We start from the raw sequence: 23,173 nt of genomic DNA on the forward strand, positions 1-23,173 counted from the left end.
GAGTGAGCTCAACAGGGTCGTTCGCCATTATCGTCGACGATCAGGCCGACGGTGCCGGCTCGCCGCCGCCACCGTGCCGCACATGCGCGCAGATGCCGGTCAGTGCCTCGAACAACAGCCGGTTCAGCCGCTGGATCTGTTCCTCGTCCAGTGCCGAGGGTGCCCACGTCCATGTCGTGTGCAGGCGCTGGCCGGTACCGGTATCCAGGAGGGCGGCGTTGAATTCCACGGTGTGGCCGAGCGGCGTGGGTATCGCCGACGCCGCGGGGATGGTCGCCATGGCGTCCTCGTCGACCCGCCAGAGATGTTCGGACAGAACGGCCGCATCGGCGTCAAACCGCCCGAGGTAGTTGAATTCGATGGTCGGCTCCGAACCAGCCAGTCCCACTTCGGGATTCAAATAGCGCAGGAGACCGTAGGTCAGGCCGTCAGGCATGGCGCGAAGCCGTTCCAAAGTGGCCGCGATCAACGGTCCCAGCGCGGCCCCGCCGGCGGCTACGTGCGCCCACGGCAATTCACCCACCGTCAGCGCCACCGGGTACTTACTTGTGAACCATCCCACGGTGCGCGACAGGTCGACGTCGCGCCGCAGTTCTTCGGCGCGGCCGTGACCTTTGACGCTGATACCGATCGGTGCGCCGGCGGCGCCGAGGAATTCGTTCCAGGCCAACCCGAACGCGATCAACAGAACGTCTTGCACCCCAGCGTGAAACGCGGCCGACACCTCGCCCAGCAACTGGTGAGTGGTCTCGATATCCAGCGTCGCCAACAGGTGACCAGCGCGGGCGTAGGTGTCGACCGCCGGTCGCACCGCGGGCAACGCGGCGGGCGTCGCCAGCAATTGGCGCCATGCGTCGGCCAGCTCCACGACCGCCGGGCTGCGCGCGTGCTCACTCAGTATCGCCGCCCACCGCGCGAACGACGTTCCACCAGTGGGCAATTCGACCGGCTGCCCGTGGTGATGTTGCGCCCATGCAATGTTCAAGTCTTCGAACAGGATTCGCCACGACGGCACATCCACGGACAGATGGTGAATCATCAACGCCAACTGGCCCGTGTTCGGCACCCACAACGCGGTGAACATCGCCCCGGTCGCCGGATTCAACCGTGACCGGGCGGCCACGAGCGCCTCGTCGGACAGCGCATCCACCGACTGCAGGCAGGCGCGGGCGTCCACGGCCCCTACCTCGGGTACCCACAGCGACCAATCCCCGTTCCCGGTGTCCGCGGCGCGCAGCCGCAGCATGGCGTGGCGGTCCAGCAGGGCTTGCAACACGACGACGACGTCGGCCTCGGTCACTCCGGAGGGAGCTTGCAGCACCACCGTCTGGTTGTACTCATCGACCGGACCGTCAAAATCGTGTAGCCAGCGCATGATTGGGGTGGCCACCACCGCACCGACGCCCTCGTCGACCTCCGCCGCCTCGCCATCGAGCAAGACGGCCACCTGCGCAAGCCGGGCCACCGTCTGCTCGACGAAGACATCGCGCTGTCGACACGCCACACCGGCCGCGCGCGCCCGGGCCACCACCTGCATCGACAACACGCTGTCCCCGCCCAGGTCGAAGAACGAGTCGTCCACGCCGACCCGATCGACACCGAGGACCTGGGCATAGATATCGGCCAGGACCTGCTCGACCGCGTCTCCCGGCGCGCGGTAACGGTCGGCGTCCCGGTACTCCGGTGCCGGCAGGGCGCGTGTGTCGAGTTTGCCGTTGACCGTCAGCGGCAGAGCCTGCAGCCCCACGACCGCGGCCGGCACCATATATTCCGGCAATCGATCCGCCAGTTGCGCGCGAACCTTGACCGGATCGGCGGTCCCGGTGACGTAGCCGACCAGGCGCTTGTCGCCGGGACGGTCCTCACGGGCGATCACGGCAGCCTGCTCGACGCCGTCCAGCGCGCCGAGTGCCGCCCTGACCTCGCCCAACTCGATGCGATATCCGCGGATTTTCACCTGCTCATCCGCGCGGCCCACATACTGCAGCTCACCGTCAGCGTCCCAGCGCACCAGATCGCCCGTGCGATACATACATTGGCCGGGCGCCTGGGCATCGCCGAACGGGCACGCCACGAACCGCGACGCCGTCAACCCGGACCGGCCCCAGTATCCGCAGGCCACTCCCGCACCGGCCACATACAGCTCACCGACGGCGCCCGCCGACACCCGACGCAGGAACTTATCGAGCACGAAGAAGGCGAGATGCGCCAACGGCACGCCGATCGGGCTGACGCTGTTCTCGACGTCGCGGACGGCGATCTCCCGGAACGAGGCGTGCACCGTCGTCTCGGTGATGCCGTACATGTTGATCATCCGCGGCGACCCCGGATGATTACGGAACCACGACGCAATGCGTTGCGGTTCAAGCGCTTCGCCGCCGAAGACCACCGTCTGGAGGTTCAGCTGCCCCATCTCGGAGTGCAGCGCGTCGGCGGTCTGCAGCGCGTGGAACGCCGACGGGGTCTGGCTCAAGACGCTGACCTGTTCGCGCACCAGCAGGGCGTGGAATTCTTCCGACGAACGCACGACACCGTCGGGCACGATCAGCAGCCGAGAGCCGTACAGAAGCGGAGCCCAGATTTCCCAGACGGAGTAGTCGAAGGCCAGGGAATGGCATTGCGTCCACACCTGTCCCCGCGCCAGTTCGGCGTCGAGTGACTCGAGAAGCCGGGTCACGTTGCGGTGCGTGACGGCCACGCCCTTGGGCATGCCGGTGGTGCCCGAGGTGTAGACGATGTAGGCGAGGTTGTCGGCGGCGGGGGTCGGCAACGCTGCAGCAACTCCGGCGTCGATCGCGGAGTCGTTGATGTCGATGACGGGCACGTCCGAGGTGTCCACCCGCAGACGCAGGTCCGCGGTGGTGATCACGGCGATCGGGGCAGCGTCACCGAGGACCATCCCGAGGCGCGCATCGGGGTGCGCCGGATCCATCGGCACGTAGGCCGCCCCGGTCTTGATCACGGCCAGGACCGCCACGATCGCCTCGGCGCAGCGCGGCAGCAGCATCGCCACACGCTCGCCCGGGGCGGCGCCGCGGCCAACGAGCAGGTGCGCCAATCGATTAGATGCCGCGTTCAGCTCGCCGTAGGTCATCGAGCGGCTCCCGCACGTGACCGCTACCGCCTCCGCGTCGCGGGCCACCTGCGCCGCGAACAATTGCGGAATCGAGACCGGCGTGCGGGCCGGCTGTGCGAGCACCGCTCGGTTGCCCCATTCGTCGAGCTGGCTGTGTTCATCGGCATCGAGTAGGTCGATCGACAACAACCTCTTGGCCGGTTCGGCCGCCGCGGCCGCCGGTAACGCGCCGCCATCAGATTCCATTTTCACCGTTCACACGCCGAGAGAGCTGCCATAGAGTGCAGCGATATTAGGCACACTGATTTCCTCAGCCCCCTGGACGACATCGTGAAATGGTCCGAATTGTACTCAGAGATAACGTGACCCGTCCCGGTTTCACTCGATTGAAAGTTTGAGATCCGTCATGAGATTTGCGCTGGCAAGCTATGGAACTCGAGGCGATATCGAGCCTGCTGTTGTTATCGGCCGCGAACTGCAGCGCAGAGGGCATGATGTGTGCATCGCAGTCCCGCCCGATTTGGTCGGCTTCGCGCAATCGGCCGGCCTGTCCGCGGTGCCCTACGGGGCGGAGACGAACGCCTGGATGGACGCGTTTCGCACCTTCACCACGACGCTGTTCAGCAGGTTCTGGAGGGTTCGGGACATATCGCGGTCTGGGCTCGAAATCAAGAAGGTCACCGACCAGTCTTGGGCGCACATGAACGAGACATTGAAGTCGTTGGCGGAGGGGGCCGACGTGGTACTCGCCGGGCAGACCTATCAGGAAATCGCCGCCAATGTGGCTGAATACCATGGTCTTCCGTTGGTTACCCTGCACCATGTTCCGATGCGTCCCAACGGCCAGGTTGTGGCGATCTTGCCGGCACCGGCCTCTCGCTTCGCGGTGCGGGCGTTCGACTGGCTGACGTGGCGCCTGAGCAAAAAGCTCGAGGACGCGCAGCGCGGCGAACTCGGCCTGCCGAAGACAACGTCTTCCTCACCGCGACGAATTGCCGCATTGAGAGCCTTGGAAATGCAGGCATACGACGAGGTTGCCTTCCCGGGATTGGCGGCCGAATGGGCGAAATGGCGGCGCCAACGGCCCTTCGTGGGCGCGCTGACGATGGAGTTGGCGACGGGCGCCGACGACGAGGCCGCCTCGTGGATTGCCGCGGGAACACCGCCGATTTTCTTCGGCTTCGGCAGCATGCCGGTGGAATCTCCGTCCGACACGATCGAGATGATCAGCGGGGCGTGCGCGCAGTTGGGCGAGCGCGCGTTGATTTGCGCCGGCTGGAGCGACTTCGACGACGTCCCGCATTCCGATCACGTCAAGGTGGTCGGCGCGCTGAATTACGCGTCCATCTTTCCCCTGTGCCGGGCCGCCGTGCACCACGGCGGATCGGGCACCACCGCCGCAAGTCTGCGTGCCGGAATTCCCACCCTGGTCCTGTCCGTGGACGGCAATCAGATCATCTGGGGAGCCCAGGTGAAACGCCGCCTCAAGGTGGGCACCCACCGCCGCCTATCCGCCACCACCCGGGAATCGCTCGTCGCAGACCTGCGCCGAATCTTGGCGCCGGAGTACGCAATCCGAGCTCGCGACCTTGCCGCCCGGATGACGACACCCGCCGAAAGCGTCGCCAAGGCAGCAGATCTCGCCGAGAATTTCGCCAGTTCGAGGCGGTCGGCCTAGCGGACCGCTAGGTGAGCCGCTCGGTGAGGAATCGGACCACGCGTTTACGGGCCTCGTAGGCGGGGTGTCCGTCGATTTCACGGACCTCATCGGTCAGCACCGAATGCGCTGCCTTGCCGAAGCCGTGCTGATTGGTCGGGCCCGAATCGATGTCGATCACCTCGAACGCGTCCCCGAGGCGCTCCTTGAGCGTCGCGAACCGCTCGCCCGGCGACAGTTTGTCCTCGCTGAATCGTAATCCCATGGCGCACAAGCCGTCGGTGGCGCAGCGGTCGGCCACGGTGGTCAGCTCGGACTCGCTCAGGCCGGGGTCGCGGCGCCGAGCGGCGCCGAGCGGGAACGGCACCGACGGCTGCGACAGTACCGGGGCCAGCACGCTGTCGTCGACCGCGGCGGCCAGTGCGAATCCCCCGGTGAAACATTGGCCGATCACGCCGACGCCCTTGCCGGGCGTCGAGGCGTTGAGGTCGCGCGCGAGCGCGCGCAGGAACGCCGACACCGGCCGCTGCTTGTTCAGCGCCAACGCCGCGAATTCCCTTGCCACACAGGCTCGTCCGATGGCGCCGACGAGGTAACCGGCCGTCTTGGCACGGCCCGGCTCGCCGAACAGCGACGGGATTGCGACGGTGAAACCGTTGTCCACCAGGTGATTACCCAAGCCCAGCACGCCGGGATGTATTCCGGGCAGCTCAGGGATCAGCACCACACCGGGGCCGGCGCCCTTGCGGTAGACGTCGTGGGTGTAGCCGCCACCGCTGAACGGCGCCGCCGACCACCCGGACAGATCTGCCTCCGGTGCACCCATGCGAGTCCCCTTCTATCGGCTCGTCGGCAGCGGCGGCTGCGATTGCGTCGCCGAGGCCAGCGTACGAAACTGATCGCTGCTTCCGGCGCCGGTTATCGCGATCTGCGTCGCGCCGCCCGGGCCGCTTAGCCGGGTCGTCCACACGGCTTCGGCGTCCGCGCCGCTTTCGCCGGACCCCTGATAGACGACCCAGTTGGTCCCGCTGACGTCGACCGCCCCGGTGGGATACGCCGACGGATGGATCGAGTTGATCAGCTTGTCCTCGTCGGCGTTGCTCTGGGTCAGGCTCAGATACATGCCGCTCGGGCTGATGTATCCGACCACCGAGATGGGCGCGTTCACGCGTTGACCCGTCGCGGGGTCGGATCGCCCGTTGGGGATGCCGCCGCGGTGCCCGGAGTTGGCCTGCCAGCCGCCGGGCAACTGCGGTTGGCGGATGGGAAAGCCGAGCGTCGCCGCGTCCGCCCGCAGGGCCGCCGCGGCGTCATAGGACGGGATGGGGCCCCTGCGGCTGTCGAGCTGAAACGAACACATGCCCAGCAGCCCGGCCAGCACCACGCAGCCAATGACCAGCGGAATCAGGGACCAGAACATGTCCCGGCCGTCCTGCAGCAGCCGAGGCTTCGCCGGCCTGGGCGCGGGCCCGGCGGCCGGGGCCGGCTCGTCGGCCACAGAGCCGTCCGAGCTGGCATTCAGCGGCGGCTTCTCGGTCATCCCCCGAGTATCCCAGTTCCAGCGGACCGATCCGCTTCTGGGACAATCAGCAACCATGACAGTTGAGGGCAACCGCTCGTCCACCGCCAATGGCCGAGCTCCAGCGCAGGCGCGGCCGCGCGGTGAGGCTCCAGACCGCAACCTGGCCTTGGAACTGGTCCGGGTCACCGAGGCCGGCGCCATGGCGGCCGGACGCTGGGTAGGCCGCGGCGACAAGGAGGGCGGTGACGGCGCGGCCGTCGATGCGATGCGCGAGCTCGTCAACTCGGTGTCGATGCGCGGCGTGGTCGTGATCGGCGAGGGTGAGAAGGACCACGCGCCGATGCTCTACAACGGCGAAGAGGTCGGCAACGGGGACGGCGCGGAGTGCGACTTCGCCGTCGATCCGATCGACGGCACCACACTGATGAGCAAGGGCATGCCCAACGCCATCTCCGTGCTGGCGGTGGCCGACCGCGGCGCGATGTTCGACCCGTCGGCGGTCTTCTACATGAACAAGATCGCCGTCGGCCCCGAGGCGGCGCACGTGCTCGACATCACCGCGCCCATCGCCGAGAACATCAAGGCCGTCGCGAAGGTGAAGGCGTTGTCGGTGCGCGACATGACCGTATGCATTCTCGACCGGCCGCGGCACGCCCAGCTGATCGAGGACGTCCGGGCCACCGGGGCCCGCATCCGGCTGATCACCGACGGCGACGTCGCGGGCGCGATCTCGGCCTGCCGGCCGCACTCGGGCACCGACATGCTGGCCGGGATCGGCGGTACGCCGGAAGGCATCATCGCGGCCGCCGCGATCCGGTGCATGGGTGGCGCCATCCAGGCGCAGCTGGCCCCCACCGACGACGAGGAACGCCAAAAGGCCATCGACGCCGGCTATGACCTCGATCAGATCTTGACCACCGAGGACCTCGTGTCCGGCGAGAACGTCTTCTTCTGCGCCACCGGGGTCACCAACGGCGACCTGCTCAAGGGCGTGCAGTACTACCCCGGCGGCTGCACCACCCAGTCGATCGTCATGCGGTCGAAATCGGGCACCGTCCGCATGATCGAGGCCTACCACCGGCTTTCGAAGCTCAACGAATACTCCGCCATCGACTTCACCGGCGACAGTTCTGCCGCCTATCCCCTGCCCTGACCGCCAGATCGAAGAACGAGGAAGCCAGCACTCTATGGCCACGGATGACACCGAGTACCGCATCGAGCACGACACCATGGGCGAGGTCCGCGTCCCCGCAAAAGCGTTGTGGCGCGCGCAAACCCAGCGCGCGGTCGAGAACTTTCCGATCTCGGGCCGCGGGCTGGAGCGCACCCAGATCCGCGCCCTGGGCCTGCTGAAGGGCGCGTGCGCGCAGGTCAACAAGGACCTCGGGCTGCTGGCCCCGGAGAAGGCCGACGCGATCATCGCCGCGGCCGCCGAAATCGCCGACGGCCGCCACGACGACCAGTTTCCGATCGACGTCTTCCAGACCGGTTCGGGCACCAGCTCCAACATGAACACCAACGAGGTGATCGCCAGCATCGCCGCGGCCAACGGCGTCACGGTGCACCCGAACGACGACGTCAACATGTCGCAGTCCTCGAATGACACCTTCCCCACCGCGACCCACATCGCGGCCACCGAAGCCGCCGTGCGCCACCTCATTCCGGCGCTCGAGGTGCTGCATGACGCGCTGGCGAGCAAGGCCCGCGAATGGCACACCGTGGTCAAGTCGGGCCGCACCCACCTGATGGACGCCGTGCCCGTGACGCTCGGCCAGGAATTCAGCGGGTACGCCCGCCAGATCGAGGCCGGCATCGAGCGGGTGCGCGCCACGCTGCCCCGGCTCGGTGAGCTGGCGATCGGCGGCACCGCGGTGGGCACCGGCCTCAACGCTCCCGACGGCTTCGGCGCCAAGGTCGTCGAAACGTTGGTTGCCTCCACCGGCCTGAGCGAATTGCGCACGGCGGCAAACTCCTTCGAGGCCCAGGCCGCGCGCGACGGCCTGGTCGAGGCGTCCGGCGCGCTGCGCACCATCGCCGTGTCGCTGACCAAGATCGCCAACGACGTCCGCTGGATGGGCTCGGGCCCGCTGACCGGCCTGGCCGAGATTCAGCTGCCCGACCTGCAACCGGGTAGCTCGATCATGCCCGGTAAGGTGAATCCCGTTCTCCCCGAGGCAGTTACGCAGGTGGCCGCGCAGGTGATCGGCAACGACGCCGCGGTCGCGTGGGGCGGCGGGAACGGCGCGTTCGAGCTCAACGTGTACATCCCGATGATGGCCCGCAACATCCTCGAGTCGTTCAAGCTGCTGACCAACGTCTCGAAGCTGTTCGCGGAGCGCTGCATCACCGGCCTGGCGGCCAACGTCGAGCACCTGCGCGAGCTCGCCGAGTCGTCGCCGTCCATCGTGACGCCGCTGAACTCGGCGATCGGCTACGAGGAGGCCGCCGCGGTCGCCAAGCAGGCCCTCAAGGAGCGCAAGACGATTCGCCAGACCGTGATCGACCGCGGCCTGACCGGCGACAAGCTGTCGATCGAGGAGCTCGACCGCCGGCTCGACGTGCTGGCCATGGCGAAGGTCAAGCCGGAAGACTAGGCCCGACCGTCACGCGGCGACGGTGTCGATGAGTGTAAGGGTGGTTTTTCCATGACGGCTCCTCCCGGCGGCGGCCCCTACGGCCCTGGGCCTTACGGAAGCAACCCCTATGGGCAGGAACCGAATTGGGGTGGCCAGCCGCCAGCCGGCGGCCCTTACCCGCAGGGTCCTTACCCGCAGGGCGGTCCCTACGGCTACCCGCCGGGCGGTCAGTACCCGTATCCGCCGCCGGGTGGTCCCGCCGTCAATCCGTACCAGGCACCGCAGTATCCCCCGCCGGGACAACCATTTCCGCCCGGCGGGCCCTACCCGCCCGGCCCTCCCCCAGGCGGCTCGAAGCTGCCCTGGCTGATCGTCGCCGGCCTGGTCGCGCTGGCCGTGATCGCGCTGGTGGCCACCCTCGTGGTGATGAAGGGCGGCCACGGCAACAAGCGATCGAGCGCCGCGCCGCCGTCGACGAGCACGTCGGTCTCGCAACCGAAGAATTCGGCACAGAACGCCACGGATTGCACCCCGAACGTGTCCGGCGGCGAGATGCCCCGGGGCGACTCGATCACCGCCGGAAAGCTGTCGTTCCCGGCCAGTGCGGCGCCGTCCGGGTGGACGGTGTTCTCCGATGACCAGGGCCCCAACCTGATCGGCGGACTCGGCGTCGCCCAGGACGTGCCCGGGGCCAATCAGTGGATGATGACGGCCGAGGTCGGCATCACCAATTTCGTTGCCAGCATGGACCTCACGGCGCAAGCCACCAAACTGATGCAGTGCGTGGTCAACGGGCCCGGCTATGCCAACGCGACACCCACGCTGGGACCGGTCAAGACGTCGTCGATCACCGTGGACGGGACCAAGGCGGTGCGGGCCGACGCCGACGTCACGATCGCCGATCCCACCCGCAACGTCAAGGGCGACTCGGTCAGCATCATCGCGGTCGACACCAAGCCGGTCACCGTGTTCATCGGCAGCACACCCATCGGTGACACCGCGTCGGCGGACCTCGTCGGCAAGATCATCGCCGCGCTGAAGGTGGCGAAATCCTGACGCGGCCCTGGTCCTAGGTGGTCGGCGCCGAGACGTGGGTCGTCTCGGATCGCCCACGCAATACGGTGGAATAGCATTCGGCCCAGTGTCCGCGTTCGGCCTCACCGGCCGCATCGATGGCGGCCGCCGAACACAGGATTCGCCGATCGGACGTCTTGGCGAGGTCGGCCAGCCGCGCGGCCTCGTTGACGGCGTCGCCGATCACGGTGTATTCGTACCGGTTCTCGGCGCCGACGTTGCCGGCGAACACGCGCCCCGCGGAGACGCCGACGCCGAAATCGACTGGCAGCCGGCGCAGTTGAGTGGCCAGCGCCCGGGCCGTCGCCAGCGCTGCGGACGCCGGCTCGCTGGTCGGCAATGGCACCCCGAAGACGGCCAGCGCGGCGTCTCCGGCGAATTTGTTGATCAATCCGTGGTGTTCGTCGACGGCGTTGACGACGATCCGGAAGAAGTCGTTGAGCACCTCGGCGACTTCTTGCGGCGGGCGGCTTTCCGCGAGCTGCGTGGAACCCACCAGGTCGATGAAGAGCACCGCCGCTTCGACCACGTCGCCGGACAGGGAGGCTCCCTCTTCGACGGCGCGCTGCGCGACGTCGGCGCCGACGTGGCGGCCGAACAGGTCACGTAGCCGGTCGCGCTCGGCGAGCCCGGCCACCATACGGTTGAAACCCGTTTGCAGCCGCCCGATCTGGGAACGTTCGTAGGCGCCGACGTAGGTTTCCATGCGGCCATGTTCAACCTCCGCCATGGCGTCGACGACCTCCCCGATCGGGTCCGAGATGGACCGCGAGGTCAGGATCATCGTCGGCAGTCCCAACACCAGCGCCGCCAGCGACACCACCAGGATCGGCACGTCCAACGATGCCGACTTCTCGATCAGCCACCCGTAGGAGCGCAAAACGACCAGGGACGCGATGACCGCGATGGGAAACGCGCTGCAGAGGAACCACAGCAGAACCAGTCGCGCGTACACGCTCGGCACGGCCAGCCGTGGCTCGGCGCCCAGTGTGGCGGCACGCATGATGGGGCGCAGGGTGCGTTGCGCGAGCAGCATCCCCGTGCCGGCGGCGGCCGAGCCGCCGAGCAGCACGCCGAGCACGATGGGTAGCAGAAGCCGGGCCCCGCCACCAAGATTCAGCAGGATGAAGGTCCCGCCGCTCAGCGCCCAGGCCGTCACCAGGATCGCCGACTGGCGCCCGGCGAGCTTCATCACGGCCTCGCGTTGTTGTGGTGTCGGTTCGTCGCCCGGCACGAACCAGCGCAGTGTGGGCGCCAGGCTCAAGGCGCCGGCCACCGAGACGCCGATGATGCCCAGCACGACGAGCAGCGCCACCGGCCCCGTGCTGTGCCGCGCGAAGTCGGCGTTGGCCCCGACGGACGTGTGGCCGCGCAACGGGATCAAGATGGCGGCCGCTTCGACGACCGCCAGCACATACGACAGACTCAAGTCGAGGCCGTAGTGAAACATCCACCGTCGAGCGGACTTTCGTCCTTTCGTCGCGGGCCCGCTCGTCGCGCTAGGCACCGTTGTTCGGCCCGCCGGAATTCTGCCCGGGGATGTCGGTGATCGGGAAGTTGGGCATCGGCTTGGGTGAGGGCGTGTTGGGCAGCGTGGGGATGTCGCTGGCGGGGATGTCGCGCAGACCGTTGACGGGTGGCCCGTTCTCCCGGCCGCCATAACTGCTGCCGGGCGCGCGTGGTCCCAGCAGTTCGCTGACCGTCACCATCCGGTAGCCGTTGGCCTTGAGCACCGGGATGAACTGATAGACCAGATCGACGGTGCTCGAGTAGGTGTTATGGAACAGCACCACCGAGCCCGGTTTGATGTAGGTCATCAGCATCGATCGCGTCGCAGCCGTGTTCGAGTCGTTGGCCCAATCGAAAGGGATGACGTCCCACAGGATTTCGGCCAGCCCGAATTGCCCGGCGGTCTGGCGCACCACCGGGTCGGACAAGCCGCCCGCGGGCCGGTACAACGTCGGCGTGTGGCCGGTCGCGGCGGTGATCGCGTCATTCGCCTTGGAGAACTGCGCGGCGATGTCCTCCCGCGGGATGGTGGTCATGTTGGGGTGTTCCCAGGTGTGGCTGCCGATTTCCATCCCCGCGTCGGCGATGCGTTTGGCCCCCGCCGGGTTGGCGGCCACCTTGTTGCCGATCAGAAAGAAGGTGGCCTTCGCGTCGTTGCCCTTGAGGATCTGCAGCAGCCGCTCGTCGAAGGGGCCGGGGCCGTCATCGAAGGTCAACGCGACGCATTTGACGACCGAGCAGGACAGGTCGTCGGCGCGCGTCACGTGACCGGTCAGCCCGCCGATAACCAGCACCGCGACGGCGGCGACGACACCGGCCAGCGTGCGCCCGTAGCGCCAGGCCAAGGTGTCGGGTCGTTTCGCCACGGTAAAAGCGTACTCACCGCGAGACTGCAACCAGCGACACATATCGCGAGTGGAGCTGTCGTGGAATACAGCTTCGCGGCGAAACCGCTCAGTGCGGCCCGGCGATCTCCTCGAGCATCTCGGTGACCAGCGCGGCGATCGGCGAGCGCTCGCTGCGCAACAGGGTGATGTGGGCGAACAGCGGGTGGCCCTTGAGCTTCTCGATCACCGCCGCGACCCCGTCGTGGCGGCCCACCCGCAGGTTGTCGCGCTGGGCGATGTCGTGGGTCAGGACCACCCGCGACCCGGTGCCCAGCCTGGACAGCACGGTCAGCAACACGTTGCGCTCCAGCGACTGCGCCTCGTCGACGATGACGAACGAGTCGTGCAGCGAACGTCCCCGGATGTGGGTCAGCGGCAGCACTTCGAGCATGCCGCGGGACAGCACTTCCTCTAGCACCGCCGGGCTGGCCAGCCCCTCGAGGGTGTCGAACACTGCCTGCGCCCACGGGCCCATCTTTTCGCTCTCGCTGCCGGGCAGGTATCCCAGCTCCTGGCCGCCGACGGCGTACAACGGGCGGAAGACCACCACCTTGCGCTGGGTCCGCCGCTCCAGCACGGCCTCCAGCCCGGCGCACAGCGCCAGCGCCGACTTGCCGGTGCCGGCCTTGCCACCCAGCGACACGATGCCGACCGACTCGTCGAGCAGCAAGTCCAGCGCGACCCGCTGTTCGGCGGACCGCCCACGCAATCCGAACACCTCGCGGTCACCGCGGACCAGCTGAACGCGCTTGTCCGCGTTGACCCTGCCCAACGCGTGAGAGCTGCCACCGAGCAGCCGAATGCCGGTGTGGCAGGGCAGGTCTCGGGCCTCCGCCAGATCGATCTCGCCGTCGCTGAACAGGGCGTCGATATCCTCGGTGGCGGTTTCGATCTCGCGCATGCCCGACCAGCCGGAGGCCACGACGTCTTGGGCGTGGTATTCGTCGGCGGCCAGCCCCACCGCGGCGGCCTTGACCCGAAGCGGAATGTCCTTGCTGACCAACGTGACTCGTTTGCCTTCGGCGGCCAGGTTGGCGGCGCAACTCAGGATCCGGCAGTCGTTGTTGTCGTTGCGGAAGCCGGCGGGCAGCACCGCCGGGTCGGTGTGGTTGAGTTCGACGTGGAGCGTACCGCCTTGTATCCCAACGGGAATGGGTTGATCCAGGCGCCCGTGCACAAGCCGAAGATCGTCGAACAGGCGCAACGCCTGGCGGGCGAACCATCCCAGCTCGTGGTGGTGGCGTTTGGCCTCCAGCTCGCTGATCACCACCAACGGAACAACCACCTCGTGTTCGGCGAACCGGCTGCACGCCCATGGGTCGGACAGCAGCACGGAAGTGTCGATCACGTAGGTCCGGATATCGGTCACGTAGCGCTCCTCGAGCGGGATGAGCCCGCGCGGACCCGCACAGGCATGTCGACGGGAACCGCAGCACCAGGACCGGGGCCGGTCCTTCCGTTGTGGTGACGGGAGGTGCCGCCCTGGCAGCAGAGCATGACGCTGACCATCGGGAACGACGCTACTCCCGTGGTCGCGTGCCCGCTGTGCAGGCGCGCCGACATGACGAGCCGCGACGACGCCCCAAAGGGATCGGCGGGGAGGGGGCCGCGGCTCAGCCGACGATGAATTGCCGCAGCGCGGGCTCGTCCGCGAGCCCCCATGCGGCGATGCGGTCGGAGATCGCCTGACGCAGCTGCTCCGGACCGAAAATGCCTGCCTTTTCGACGTTCTGCACCTTGTCGCGGTACGCGTCGATGTCGGCGCCGGGCACATCCAGGTCGGCCGCACGGGCGGCGATCGCCGCGATCGTCTCGTCGCGGGTGTATCCCAGGCAGTGCTCGACGAGGTTGGAGAAGAACAGTTCGTGCCGCCGCTCGTCGCGGGCGATCCGGTCGATCAGGCCGGCCAGGATGGGCTCCTCGAGCTTGGCGGCCAGGTTCTCGCAGAACACGGCGTGGGTGCGTTCGACGAACGCCATGTGCACCAGGGTCTCCACCTGCGAGTAGGTGTCGGCGCGGTAGCCCTTCATGACGTACTGGACGCGGGCCTCTTCGTTGGCGGTCGGGTCGACCTCACGGGTCACCACCAGGTACTCGCGCAACGCGATGGCGTGCAGGTGCTCCTCGGCGGTCCACCGGCCCAGCCAGCGGCCCCAGTAGTCCTCGAGGATGAAGTGCTCGACCAGCTCGCGGTGGTGCGCGGCCAGGTTGTCCTTGAGCAGCAGCATGATCTCGCAGGCGTCGGTCAGCGGTCTCGGCAACGTCATTGACGACGGGTCCCAGTCGCGCCCACCGAGGAATGCGAAGTTCTCGCCCCGATCGAACGGCACGTAATCGTGGGCGAACCAGAGCTCTTCGGTGGACAGGTGGCGGTCGACGTTCGCTTCGACGACCGGCTCGAGTTCCAGGGTCAGCGCGTTAGCGACGGGTCTTTCGGCCATGAGATAACTGTAACCCGCGTACACAGGTTCATGAAATCGGCGGGGTCGTGTCGGAGCAAGTGGTGACGTTGGTCCTCGAACCCGACCAGACGGGCGTCAGCGGCCGACCAGCGCCCAGTCTTCCAGGCCGTCGTACAGCGGGAACTCCTGCGCCAGCCGTGTCACGCGCTGGCGCAGCCCCGCCACGTCGGCCAAGCTGCCCGCGGCCAGGGCGGTGGCGATGACGTCGGCGACCTCGCTGAACTCGGCGTCGCCGAAGCCGCGGGTGGCCAGGGCGGGCGTGCCGATCCGCAGCCCCGACGTGACCATCGGCGGCCGCGGGTCGTTGGGCACGGCGTTGCGGTTGACGGTGATGCCGACCTCGTGCAGCAGGTCCTCGGCGGCTTGGCCGTCGAGCGGGGAGTTGCGCAGATCCACCAGCACCAGGTGCACGTCGGTGCCGCCGCTGACCACCGATACGCCGGCCTTGGCGACGTCGGCGGCCAACAGCCGGTCGGCGAGGATGCGCGCGCCCGACAGGGTGCGCTGCTGCCGCTCGACGAATTCGGGGGTGCTCGCGATCTTCAGCGCGACGGCCTTGCCCGCGATGACGTGCATGAGCGGTCCGCCCTGCTGGCCGGGGAACACCGCCGAGTTGATCGCCTTGGCGTACTCCTGCTTGCCGAGGATCATGCCCGAGCGGCCGCCGCCGAGCGTCTTGTGAATGGTCGTCGACACGATGTCGGCGTGCGGCACCGGCGAGGGGTGCAGGCCGGCCGCGACCAAGCCCGCGAAGTGCGCCATGTCCACCCAGAGCTTGGCGTCGACCTCGTCGGCGATCGAGGCGAACGCCGCGAAGTCGAGGATCCGCGGGTAGGCCGACCAACCGGCGATGATGACCTTGGGGCGAAATTCCAGCGCCTTGGCGCGCACCGCGTCCATGTCGACGAGATGCGTCGTCGGGTCGACACCGTAGAAACCGTTCTCGTAGAGCTTGCCGGAGAAGTTCAGCTTCATGCCGTGCGTCAGGTGGCCGCCGTTGGCCAGGTCCAGACCCAGCAGCCGCTCCCCCGGCGTCATCAGCGCGTGCAGGACGGCGGCGTTGGCCTGGGCGCCCGAATGCGGCTGCACGTTGGCGAAGTCGGCGCCGAAGAGGGCCTTGGCCCGGTCGCGGGCGATGTTCTCCACGACGTCGACGTACTCGCAGCCGCCGTAGTAGCGGCGCCCCGGCAAGCCCTCGGCGTACTTGTTGGTCAGCACGCTGCCCTGGGCCTGCAGCACCGCGCGCGGGACGAAGTTCTCCGACGCGATCATTTCCAGCATGTCGCGCTGGCGGCCCAGCTCCTGGCCCAACAGCCCGGCGATGTCGGGATCAACCTCGGCGAGCGGGGCGGACATCACGGAGGTCGTGGCGCGGGCGTCAGGTGCAGCAGTCACGGCGCCAGTCTATCCAGCGCCGACTTTTCGCCAGCCCAGCCGTCGGGCTTTTCGGCGCTCCTGCAACACTTGCACTATGCCGCGGCTTAGCGAGCCGAGCCCTTATGTGGAGTTCGACCGAAAGCAATGGCGTGCGCTTCGTATGTCGACGCCGCTGGCCCTCACCGAGGAGGAACTGGTCGGCCTGCGCGGTCTGGGTGAACAGATCGACTTGCTCGAAGTCGAAGAGGTTTACCTGCCGCTGGCCCGGCTGATTCACCTGCAGGTCGCGGCGCGCCAGCGGTTGTTCGCCGCCACCGCCGAGTTCCTGGGTGAACCTCAGCAAAACCCGGACCGGCCGGTGCCGTTCATCATCGGGGTCGCCGGCAGCGTGGCGGTCGGCAAGTCGACGACCGCCCGTGTGCTGCAGGCGCTCTTGGCGCGCTGGGACCATCATCCCCGGGTGGACCTGGTGACCACCGACGGATTCCTGTACCCCAATGCCGAGCTGGACCGGCGAAACCTGATGCATCGCAAGGGGTTTCCGGAAAGCTACAACCGTCGGGCACTGATGCGGTTCGTTACGTCGGTCAAGTCGGGCTCGGACTACGCGTGCGCGCCGGTGTATTCGCATTTGAAATACGACGTGATCCCCGGGGCCAAGCACGTGGTGCGGCATCCCGACATCCTGATCCTCGAGGGCCTCAACGTTTTGCAGACCGGTCCGACCCTGATGGTGTCGGACCTGTTCGACTTCGGCGTCTATGTGGACGCGCGGATCGAGGACATCGAGCAGTGGTACATCTCGCGGTTTTTGGCCATGCGCAGCACGGCCTTCGCCGATCCCGAGTCGCACTTCCACCACTACGCGGCGCTCAACGACACCAAGGCCGTCGCCGCCGCCCGCGAGATCTGGCGCTCCATCAACCGGCCCAACCTGGTCGAGAACATCCTGCCCACCCGGCCGCGCGCCACGCTGGTGCTGCGCAAGGACGCCGACCACTCCATCAATCGGCTGCGGCTGCGCAAGCTCTAGGCGCGACTACGCCGTCTCGAGGCGCCGCACTCCCAGGTATTGGAGCGCGGCGAACGCGGCCGCGTAGGCGCCGCTGGCCAGCGTCAGCGCGGCCCCGGTGACGGTCAGCGGCAATGCTTCGGTTGCCACGATCGAGGACAGCGTGAAAAAGATGTTGGCCACGATCACGCCGATGCCGACACCGCGCACGTCCGGCATCGCCCCGAGGCTGAACACCACGAGGCCGTAGATCACGAAGAAGGCCCCCATGGCGTAATTCTCGAAGGACGTCAGGCCGGTCAGCGACGAGAGCGGGTCGGCGAGGAAGGCGATGACCAAGCCGAAGAGTCCCGTCAGGGTGGCGTCGGCGCGCACGGCGAAGCGCAACAGCGAGTCGGTCGCGTCGTAGAGGGGCCGCGTGGTGAGGCCGGATACACCAGAAACAAGCAACATGTGATTACTCCTCGCGATGGCGGTGTTGGCTATTGCCACGGATACAACGACGAGGTGGTTCACCCGGCTATTCCCGTTATCGGGTAAATATTTGACACGCGCCAGTCGGGCGGGATCAGCCGCCCCACGAGTCACAGGCGCAGCGGATTTACTTCCCGTAGCGGCGATGGCGCTGGCTGTAGTCGCGCAGCGCGCGCAGGAAGTCGACGCGGCGGAAGGCGGGCCAGTGCGCCTCGGTGAACCACATCTCCGAGTACGCGCTTTGCCACAGCAGGAAGCCGGAGAGCCGTTGCTCGCCCGAGGTGCGGATCACCAGGTCGGGATCGGGCTGACCGGAGGTGTAGAGATTTTCCGAGATCGCATCGACGGTGACGGTGTCGATCAGCTCTTCGGCGGTCGCGCCGTTGGCGAGTTCCTTGCTCAGCAGCGAACGCACCGCGTCGACGATTTCGCGGCGACCGCCGTAGCCGACGGCGACGTTGACGTGGAAGGGCGCCACGACCGGGGTGGACTCCACCGCCCCGCGCAGCCGGCGGGCCGGTTGCTCGCCGAGCAGCTCGAGGTCGCCGACGGTGCGCACGCTCCAGCGGTTGGCCGGCGCGCAGATCTCCTCGACGACGTCGGTGATGATCTCGATGAGCCCGGCCAGCTCGTCGGGATCGCGCTGCAGGTTCTCCGTGGAAAGCAGGTACACGGTGGTCATCTCGATGCCGGCTTCCTGACACCAGCGCAGCATCTCCGCGATCTTGGCCGCGCCCATCCGGTAGCCGTAGCTCACGTCGTCGTATCCCGCGTCGCGCGCCCACCGGCGGTTCCCGTCGCACAGCACCGCGATGTGGCGGGGCAGTTCCGACTTGGAAGCGGTCAGGCCCTGCCGCAGCCGCATCTCGTAGATCCGATACAGCGGCTCTTTGAGTCGCCGCGGGATGATTTCCACGAACACACACCCTACTGCCAGGCGCAATGGATTCCGGGTTGCGATTTCGGCCGGTCATCCGAGCAGCCGGGCGAGAAGTCGACACTGCGCCGTAACCATCTCTGGCTACTCTGGCTCTTACACCCCGCCCATGGCACCGTGGCCACCGGCGTCCCCCGTTGTAGAGACATTCCACAGGAGACATGAGCAGCCAGACCAGCACCGTCCCGCATCCTGAGCGCGAACCCGAGCCGATCGCCCCGGGCAACAGCGTCGAGCGACTCGCCGAAGGGGCCGCCAATGTTTTGGGCAAACCCCGGATGCGCGGCTGGATCCACTTCTACTCGGCGTGGCTGGCGATCATCGCCGGCGCCACGCTGGTGTCCGTGTCGTGGGCGGCGTCCTCGCCCCGCGCCGGGCATTCGACGCTGATCTACGCCGCGTGCACGGTGGCGTTGTTCGCGGTCAGCGCGACCTATCACCGGGTGCACTGGAAGTCGGACCTGGCCCGGATTCGCATGAAGCGGCTCGATCATTCGATGATCTTCATCTTCATCGCCGGCAGCTACACGCCGTTCGCGCGGCTGGTCATGCCGCAGGACACCGGCGTGGTGGTGCTGTGCATCGTGTGGGGCGGCGCGCTCGCGGGCATCGCGCTGAAGGTGTGCTGGCCGACGGCGCCGCGCTGGCTGGGCGTACCGCTCTATCTGCTGTTGGGCTGGGTGGCGATCTGGTACGCGCCGACGATTCTGCACCAGGCCGGGGTGGCCGCGATGGTGCTGCTGGCCGTCGGCGGCGTGTTCTACAGCGTCGGTGGCATTTTCTACGGTCTACGCTGGCCCGACCTGTGGCCGCGGACGTTCGGCTATCACGAGTTCTTCCACGCCTTCACCGCGATCGCGGCGATCCTGCATTACATCGCCATGTGGTTCGCCGTGTTCTACACGGAAGAACACGCGTGGCTGTTGGGAGCCTGATCGCCCGGCTAGCCCTCGTCGACGTCGTCGTCGGGTGACCAGTACGCCTTCATCGCCGCGATCTTCCCGCTGCCGTCGAAGACCATGACATCGATCGGCTCGATCACCATCCGGTGCTCGCCGGCGGTCACGGTCAGCCGGAACTGGAAGGCCGCCTCGTTGCCGGCCACGCGCAGCGTCTTCAGTTCGCATTCGCGCTGCAGGTTGTCGACCGCGGAGTAGAAGCCGTGGATCGCTTGGCGCCCGATGTGCACCTCGCCGCCGACGGGGTCCTCGACCGTGGCGTCGTCGGCGTACAGCTCGACCAAGTCGTCGGCGCTGCCCTTGGCGACCAGCTCGATGTAGCGGTGGACCGTGCTTCTGATCGCTTCGGTCTTGGCGGCATTCGGCATGGGAGGCAGGGTAACCCGGCTTCAGTGGTGATCGCCAGCGCGGCGCAGCCGGGCGCAGCGGGTCACCACCACCGGCTCAGCGGCTGGAAACAGCCAGGGCGGCGGCCAGTTCGGCCGCGGTGGTCACCGGAAGGTCGCAGACCTGGCCACGACACACGTAGGCGGCGTCGGCGCCGGCCACCCGGTCGCGGCCCGCCAGCAGCGCCGAGGAATCGACGTCCCCGCCCACGACGACCGCCCCGCCGGGCGCCAGCCGTCGCGCCTCGGCCAGCAGCGGCGACCACGACGGGTCGCAGGCCACCGCGATCTGCAGCGGCCCGCGGACCGCGGCCTCCGCCACGGCCAGCCAATGCCCGGCCGACCGCGGCGCACGCTCCAGCAGCACCGAGTGCGCGCGCAGCGCGTCGTCCGCCGCCCGCAGGTACCGCTCGGCGCGCTCCCCGTCGACCACGTGCGCCGCGGTCAGCAGGGCCTCGGTGATCGACGACGCGCCCGACGGGGTCGCCCCGTCCAGCGGGTCGGCGGGCCGCAGCATCAACCGCTCGGCATCGTCGGCGGTGTCGAACCAGCGGCCGGGCTGCTCACGATCGGCGAAGTGCGCCAACGCGGTGTCCAACAGATCGGTCGCCCTTGTCAGCCAGGCCGCCTCGCCCGTCAGCTGGTAGAGCGCCAGCAGCCCGGTGGACAGCATCGCGTGGTCCTCGAGGATGGCGGCGCTGTCGCCGACCACGCCGCCGAGGCTGGCGCGCCGCAGCCTGCCGTCGACCACGTGCAGGTCGAGCAGCGCCCGCGCGCAACGGCTTGCGGCGTGGACGAACTCGGGCTCGTCCAACGCCACGCCGGCCTCGGCCAAGGCGGTGATCGCCAGCCCGTTCCAGGACGTGACGATCTTGTCGTCGCGGCCGGGCTGGACGCGGGCGCGCCGGGCGTTCAACAACGCGGCCCGCACGCGTTCGGCCCGCGGCGCATCCTCCGGATCGGCGGGGAGCTGCAGCACCGAGGCGCCGTGCTCGAAGGTGCCGGCCGGGGTGACCGCGAAAACCTGTGCGGCCCAACGACCGTCGTCGGGCCCGAGCGCGTCGCTCAGCTGTTCCGGCGTCCACACATAGGTCGAGCCCTCGCGGCCGTCGGCGTCGGCGTCCAGCGATGAGGTGAACATGGCACCGTCGGCGAGGTCGTCGAGCAGGAACCGCGCGGTCTGGTCGGCGATTCGGCGCGCCAGCGGATCGCCGGTACGCCGGGCCCAGTGCGCGTAGGCGCGCAGCAGCAGCGCGTTGTCGTACAGCATCTTCTCGAAATGCGGTACCACCCAAGCGTTGTCGACGCTGTACCGGGCGAAGCCGCCGCCGAGCTGGTCGTAGATGCCGCCGCGGGCCATCGCGCTGCCCGCGCGCGACACCGCGTCGAGCGCCGCCGGCGATCCGGTGCGCTCGTAGTTGCGTAGCAGCGCCTCGAGCAGCGCCGAGGGCGGGAATTTGGGCGCACCGCCGAACCCGCCGTGCACGGTGTCCTCGTCCCCGAGCAGCGCGGCGACGGCGTGGTCACACAGGTCGGCCGCCACCGCGGGGCCGCCACGCGCGACACCGGAAGCCATCTTGCGCAGCTCGCCGGCGATGTGGTCGGACGCCTCCTCGACCTCACCACGACGCTCCCGCCATGTGGCCGCGACAGCCGAAAGAAGTTGCAGGAAGCTATCTTTCGGATAGTAGGTGCCGCAGAAGAAGGGCCGCCCGTCCGGCGTGAGGAAACAGGTCATCGGCCAGCCGCCCTGCCCGGTGAGGGCCACCGTGGCGTTCATGTACACCGCGTCGATGTCGGGCCGTTCCTCGCGGTCGACCTTGATGCAGACGAATCCCGCGTTCATCGCGGCGGCGACGTCGGCGTCCTCGAACGACTCGTGCGCCATGACGTGACACCAGTGACAGGCCGCGTAGCCGACCGACAGCAGGATCGGCACGTCGCGGGCGGCGGCGTCGGCCAGCGCCTCCGGTGTCCACTGCTGCCAGTGCACCGGATTGTCGGCGTGCTGGCGCAGATACGGGCTGGTGGCCAGCCCTAGGGTGTTCGCGGCGGACGAGTCAGCCTGGCTCATCGCCGGATCCCGGGGGTCGCGGTGACCCGTCCGCCCGATCCGGGGCCTGCCCGGCGCCCGGGTCGACCGCGTCGGTGCCCTCGTCCGCGGCCTGGTCCGGCTCGGGATGCTTGGGGTCGAACGACTCCGGCACCTTCTTCAGCTGCCGGTTCATCGAGCGCAGCAAGAACAGCGTGCTGATCAACAACAACACGACGATCAGCAGCCCGACCGGGCTGGCCTTGCCGAAGTCGGGCCCGGTGTGCTGCGGCGCGTTGTCGGCCTGCCAGCCGGCGGCGCTCGCGAGGAGGACGAGGTGATTCACGCGTCCGTCTCGATCCCGGCGAACAGGTCGTCCTCGGGCAGCCGGGCCGGGATCCGCGAGCGGGCCAACTCGAATTCCTCGGTGGGCCAAAGCCGTTGCTGCCATTCGATGGGCGCCGCGAAGAAGTCGTGGTCGGGGTCGATCTGCGTGGTGTGCGCCCGCAGCGCGTCGTCGCGCTGGCTGAAATAGGCCGAGCACTCGACGCGCGTGGTCACCCGGGATTCGAACGGGTCGTGCGCGGCGTCCCAGTGCTCGAGCCACTTCTTGAACGGCGGTTCGTGACCGTGCTTGAGGGCTTCGTCGTGCAGCAACTGCATCCGGGCCCGCAGAAAGCCGTGGTTGTAGTACAGCTTGGACACCGTCCACGGTTCACCGGCGTCCGGGAAGCGCCGATAATCGCCGGCCGCCTCGAAAGCGCCGACCGAAACCTGGTGGCAGCGAATGTGATCGGGATGGGGGTAGCCGCCGTTCTCGTCGTACGTGGTCATCACGTGCGGGCGGAACTCGCGTACGACGCGCACCAGCGCCTCGATCGACTCCTCCAGCGGTACCAGCGCGAAACACCCCTCGGGCAGCGGGGGCGGCGGGTCGCCCTTGGGCAGTCCGGAGTCGACGAAGCCGAGCCAGGTGTGCTCCACCCCGAGGATCTCGGCGGCCTTGGCCATCTCGTCGCGGCGGATTTCGGCGATGTGCCCGTGCACCTCGGGCAGATCCATCGCGGGGTTGAGGATGTCGCCGCGCTCACCGCCGGTCAACGTCACCACCAGCACCCGATGCCCCTCGTCGGCGTAGCGGGCCAGGGTGGCCGCGCCCTTGCTGGACTCGTCGTCGGGGTGGGCGTGCACCGCCATCAACCGCAATTCGCTCACGTGCCCCCTTGTCAGCTC

At 68.1% G+C, this 23,173-nt stretch carries 20 protein-coding genes; 6 read left to right on the forward strand and 14 right to left on the reverse strand.

Annotated features, from left to right (window positions below; translation table 11 throughout):
• Nucleotides 1–40: 40 nt before the first annotated feature.
• Nucleotides 41–3,328, reverse strand: a complete 3,288-nt coding sequence (locus QGN30_RS22150; RefSeq protein ID WP_326565591.1) for an amino acid adenylation domain-containing protein — start codon at nt 3,326–3,328, stop codon at nt 41–43.
• A gap of 154 nt (nt 3,329–3,482) precedes the next feature.
• On the opposite strand from QGN30_RS22150, the gene QGN30_RS22155 reads away from it, so the two are divergent.
• Nucleotides 3,483–4,754 carry a glycosyltransferase gene (locus QGN30_RS22155; RefSeq protein WP_248923533.1) on the forward strand — a complete coding sequence of 424 codons (1,272 nt, stop codon included), beginning with the start codon at nt 3,483–3,485 and terminating at the stop codon, nt 4,752–4,754.
• Nucleotides 4,755–4,761: 7 nt separating this feature from the next.
• Here the strand turns inward: QGN30_RS22155 and QGN30_RS22160 are convergent, their stop codons facing one another.
• Nucleotides 4,762–5,559, reverse strand: coding sequence for a dienelactone hydrolase family protein (locus tag QGN30_RS22160; protein ID WP_009953450.1), 798 nt, complete (start codon nt 5,557–5,559; stop codon nt 4,762–4,764).
• A 12-nt stretch (nt 5,560–5,571) separates the two neighbouring features.
• Nucleotides 5,572–6,273, reverse strand: coding sequence for a DUF4245 domain-containing protein (locus QGN30_RS22165; protein ID WP_008254364.1), 702 nt, complete (start codon nt 6,271–6,273; stop codon nt 5,572–5,574).
• 55 nt (nt 6,274–6,328) lie between these two features.
• On the opposite strand from QGN30_RS22165, the gene glpX reads away from it, so the two are divergent.
• From glpX to QGN30_RS22180, 3 genes are read left to right on the forward strand one after another with little or no spacing between them, the layout of a single operon-like run.
• Complete coding sequence (gene glpX / locus QGN30_RS22170; RefSeq protein WP_248923532.1) at nt 6,329–7,408, forward strand: class II fructose-bisphosphatase; 1,080 nt, start codon at nt 6,329–6,331, stop codon at nt 7,406–7,408.
• A 34-nt stretch (nt 7,409–7,442) separates the two neighbouring features.
• Entirely contained in the window at nt 7,443–8,849 is a 1,407-nt protein-coding gene (locus QGN30_RS22175) for a class II fumarate hydratase (RefSeq protein ID WP_248923531.1), read from the forward strand.
• Between the two features lie 51 nt (nt 8,850–8,900).
• A complete protein-coding gene (locus tag QGN30_RS22180; protein WP_248923530.1) occupies nt 8,901–9,887 on the forward strand; it encodes a hypothetical protein in 987 nt (328 codons plus the stop codon).
• A gap of 13 nt (nt 9,888–9,900) precedes the next feature.
• On the opposite strand, the gene QGN30_RS22185 is transcribed toward QGN30_RS22180, so the two are convergent.
• The 5 genes from QGN30_RS22185 to glyA all read right to left on the reverse strand — a co-directional run bounded on the left by QGN30_RS22185 (nt 9,901) and on the right by glyA (nt 16,119).
• A complete protein-coding gene (locus tag QGN30_RS22185; protein ID WP_008254355.1) occupies nt 9,901–11,355 on the reverse strand; it encodes an adenylate/guanylate cyclase domain-containing protein in 1,455 nt (484 codons plus the stop codon).
• A gap of 49 nt (nt 11,356–11,404) precedes the next feature.
• Nucleotides 11,405–12,280, reverse strand: a complete 876-nt coding sequence (locus QGN30_RS22190) for a polysaccharide deacetylase family protein (protein WP_008254353.1) — start codon at nt 12,278–12,280, stop codon at nt 11,405–11,407.
• An 88-nt stretch (nt 12,281–12,368) separates the two neighbouring features.
• Nucleotides 12,369–13,670: a PhoH family protein gene (locus QGN30_RS22195; RefSeq protein WP_014941401.1), complete on the reverse strand. Its 1,302-nt coding sequence runs from the start codon at nt 13,668–13,670 to the stop codon at nt 12,369–12,371.
• 244 nt (nt 13,671–13,914) lie between these two features.
• On the reverse strand, nt 13,915–14,742 hold the full coding sequence (locus QGN30_RS22200) for an acyl-ACP desaturase (protein WP_008254339.1): 828 nt from the start codon (nt 14,740–14,742) through the stop codon (nt 13,915–13,917).
• A gap of 96 nt (nt 14,743–14,838) precedes the next feature.
• Nucleotides 14,839–16,119, reverse strand: coding sequence for a serine hydroxymethyltransferase (gene glyA, locus QGN30_RS22205; protein ID WP_248923660.1), 1,281 nt, complete (start codon nt 16,117–16,119; stop codon nt 14,839–14,841).
• Between the two features lie 115 nt (nt 16,120–16,234).
• Here glyA and coaA point away from each other — a divergent pair, with 115 nt between their 5' ends.
• A complete protein-coding gene (coaA, locus tag QGN30_RS22210; RefSeq protein ID WP_008254336.1) occupies nt 16,235–17,173 on the forward strand; it encodes a type I pantothenate kinase in 939 nt (312 codons plus the stop codon).
• A 6-nt stretch (nt 17,174–17,179) separates the two neighbouring features.
• Here the strand turns inward: coaA and QGN30_RS22215 are convergent, their stop codons facing one another.
• Both QGN30_RS22215 and QGN30_RS22220 read right to left on the reverse strand, forming a co-directional pair.
• Nucleotides 17,180–17,605 carry a hypothetical protein gene (locus QGN30_RS22215; RefSeq protein ID WP_008254335.1) on the reverse strand — a complete coding sequence of 142 codons (426 nt, stop codon included), beginning with the start codon at nt 17,603–17,605 and terminating at the stop codon, nt 17,180–17,182.
• Between the two features lie 148 nt (nt 17,606–17,753).
• Nucleotides 17,754–18,542, reverse strand: coding sequence for a (2Z,6E)-farnesyl diphosphate synthase (locus QGN30_RS22220; RefSeq protein ID WP_008254334.1), 789 nt, complete (start codon nt 18,540–18,542; stop codon nt 17,754–17,756).
• A gap of 182 nt (nt 18,543–18,724) precedes the next feature.
• Between QGN30_RS22220 and trhA the strand changes: the two genes are divergently transcribed.
• Nucleotides 18,725–19,498 carry a PAQR family membrane homeostasis protein TrhA gene (gene trhA / locus QGN30_RS22225; RefSeq protein ID WP_248923529.1) on the forward strand — a complete coding sequence of 258 codons (774 nt, stop codon included), beginning with the start codon at nt 18,725–18,727 and terminating at the stop codon, nt 19,496–19,498.
• Between the two features lie 8 nt (nt 19,499–19,506).
• Here the strand turns inward: trhA and QGN30_RS22230 are convergent, their stop codons facing one another.
• From QGN30_RS22230 to mca, 4 genes are all read right to left on the reverse strand, one after another.
• Nucleotides 19,507–19,890 (reverse strand): nuclear transport factor 2 family protein, encoded by a 384-nt coding sequence (locus QGN30_RS22230; protein ID WP_095579873.1) that lies wholly within the window; start codon nt 19,888–19,890, stop codon nt 19,507–19,509.
• Nucleotides 19,891–19,966: 76 nt separating this feature from the next.
• Nucleotides 19,967–21,982: a thioredoxin domain-containing protein gene (locus tag QGN30_RS22235; RefSeq protein WP_248923528.1), complete on the reverse strand. Its 2,016-nt coding sequence runs from the start codon at nt 21,980–21,982 to the stop codon at nt 19,967–19,969.
• Nucleotides 21,969–22,286, reverse strand: a complete 318-nt coding sequence (locus tag QGN30_RS22240) for a hypothetical protein (protein ID WP_009954600.1) — start codon at nt 22,284–22,286, stop codon at nt 21,969–21,971. The genes QGN30_RS22235 and QGN30_RS22240 overlap by 14 nt, the downstream gene beginning before the upstream one ends.
• The gene (gene mca, locus QGN30_RS22245; RefSeq protein WP_225330732.1) at nt 22,283–23,155 is read right to left on the reverse strand and encodes a mycothiol conjugate amidase Mca; all 873 of its coding nucleotides are present in this window, start codon (nt 23,153–23,155) and stop codon (nt 22,283–22,285) included. The genes QGN30_RS22240 and mca overlap by 4 nt, the downstream gene beginning before the upstream one ends.
• Between the last annotated feature and the right edge of the window lie 18 nt (nt 23,156–23,173).

The organism is Mycobacterium sp. 3-98 (assembly GCF_035918355.1).
GTDB classification, from domain to species: Bacteria; Actinomycetota; Actinomycetes; order Mycobacteriales; family Mycobacteriaceae; genus Mycobacterium; species Mycobacterium intracellulare.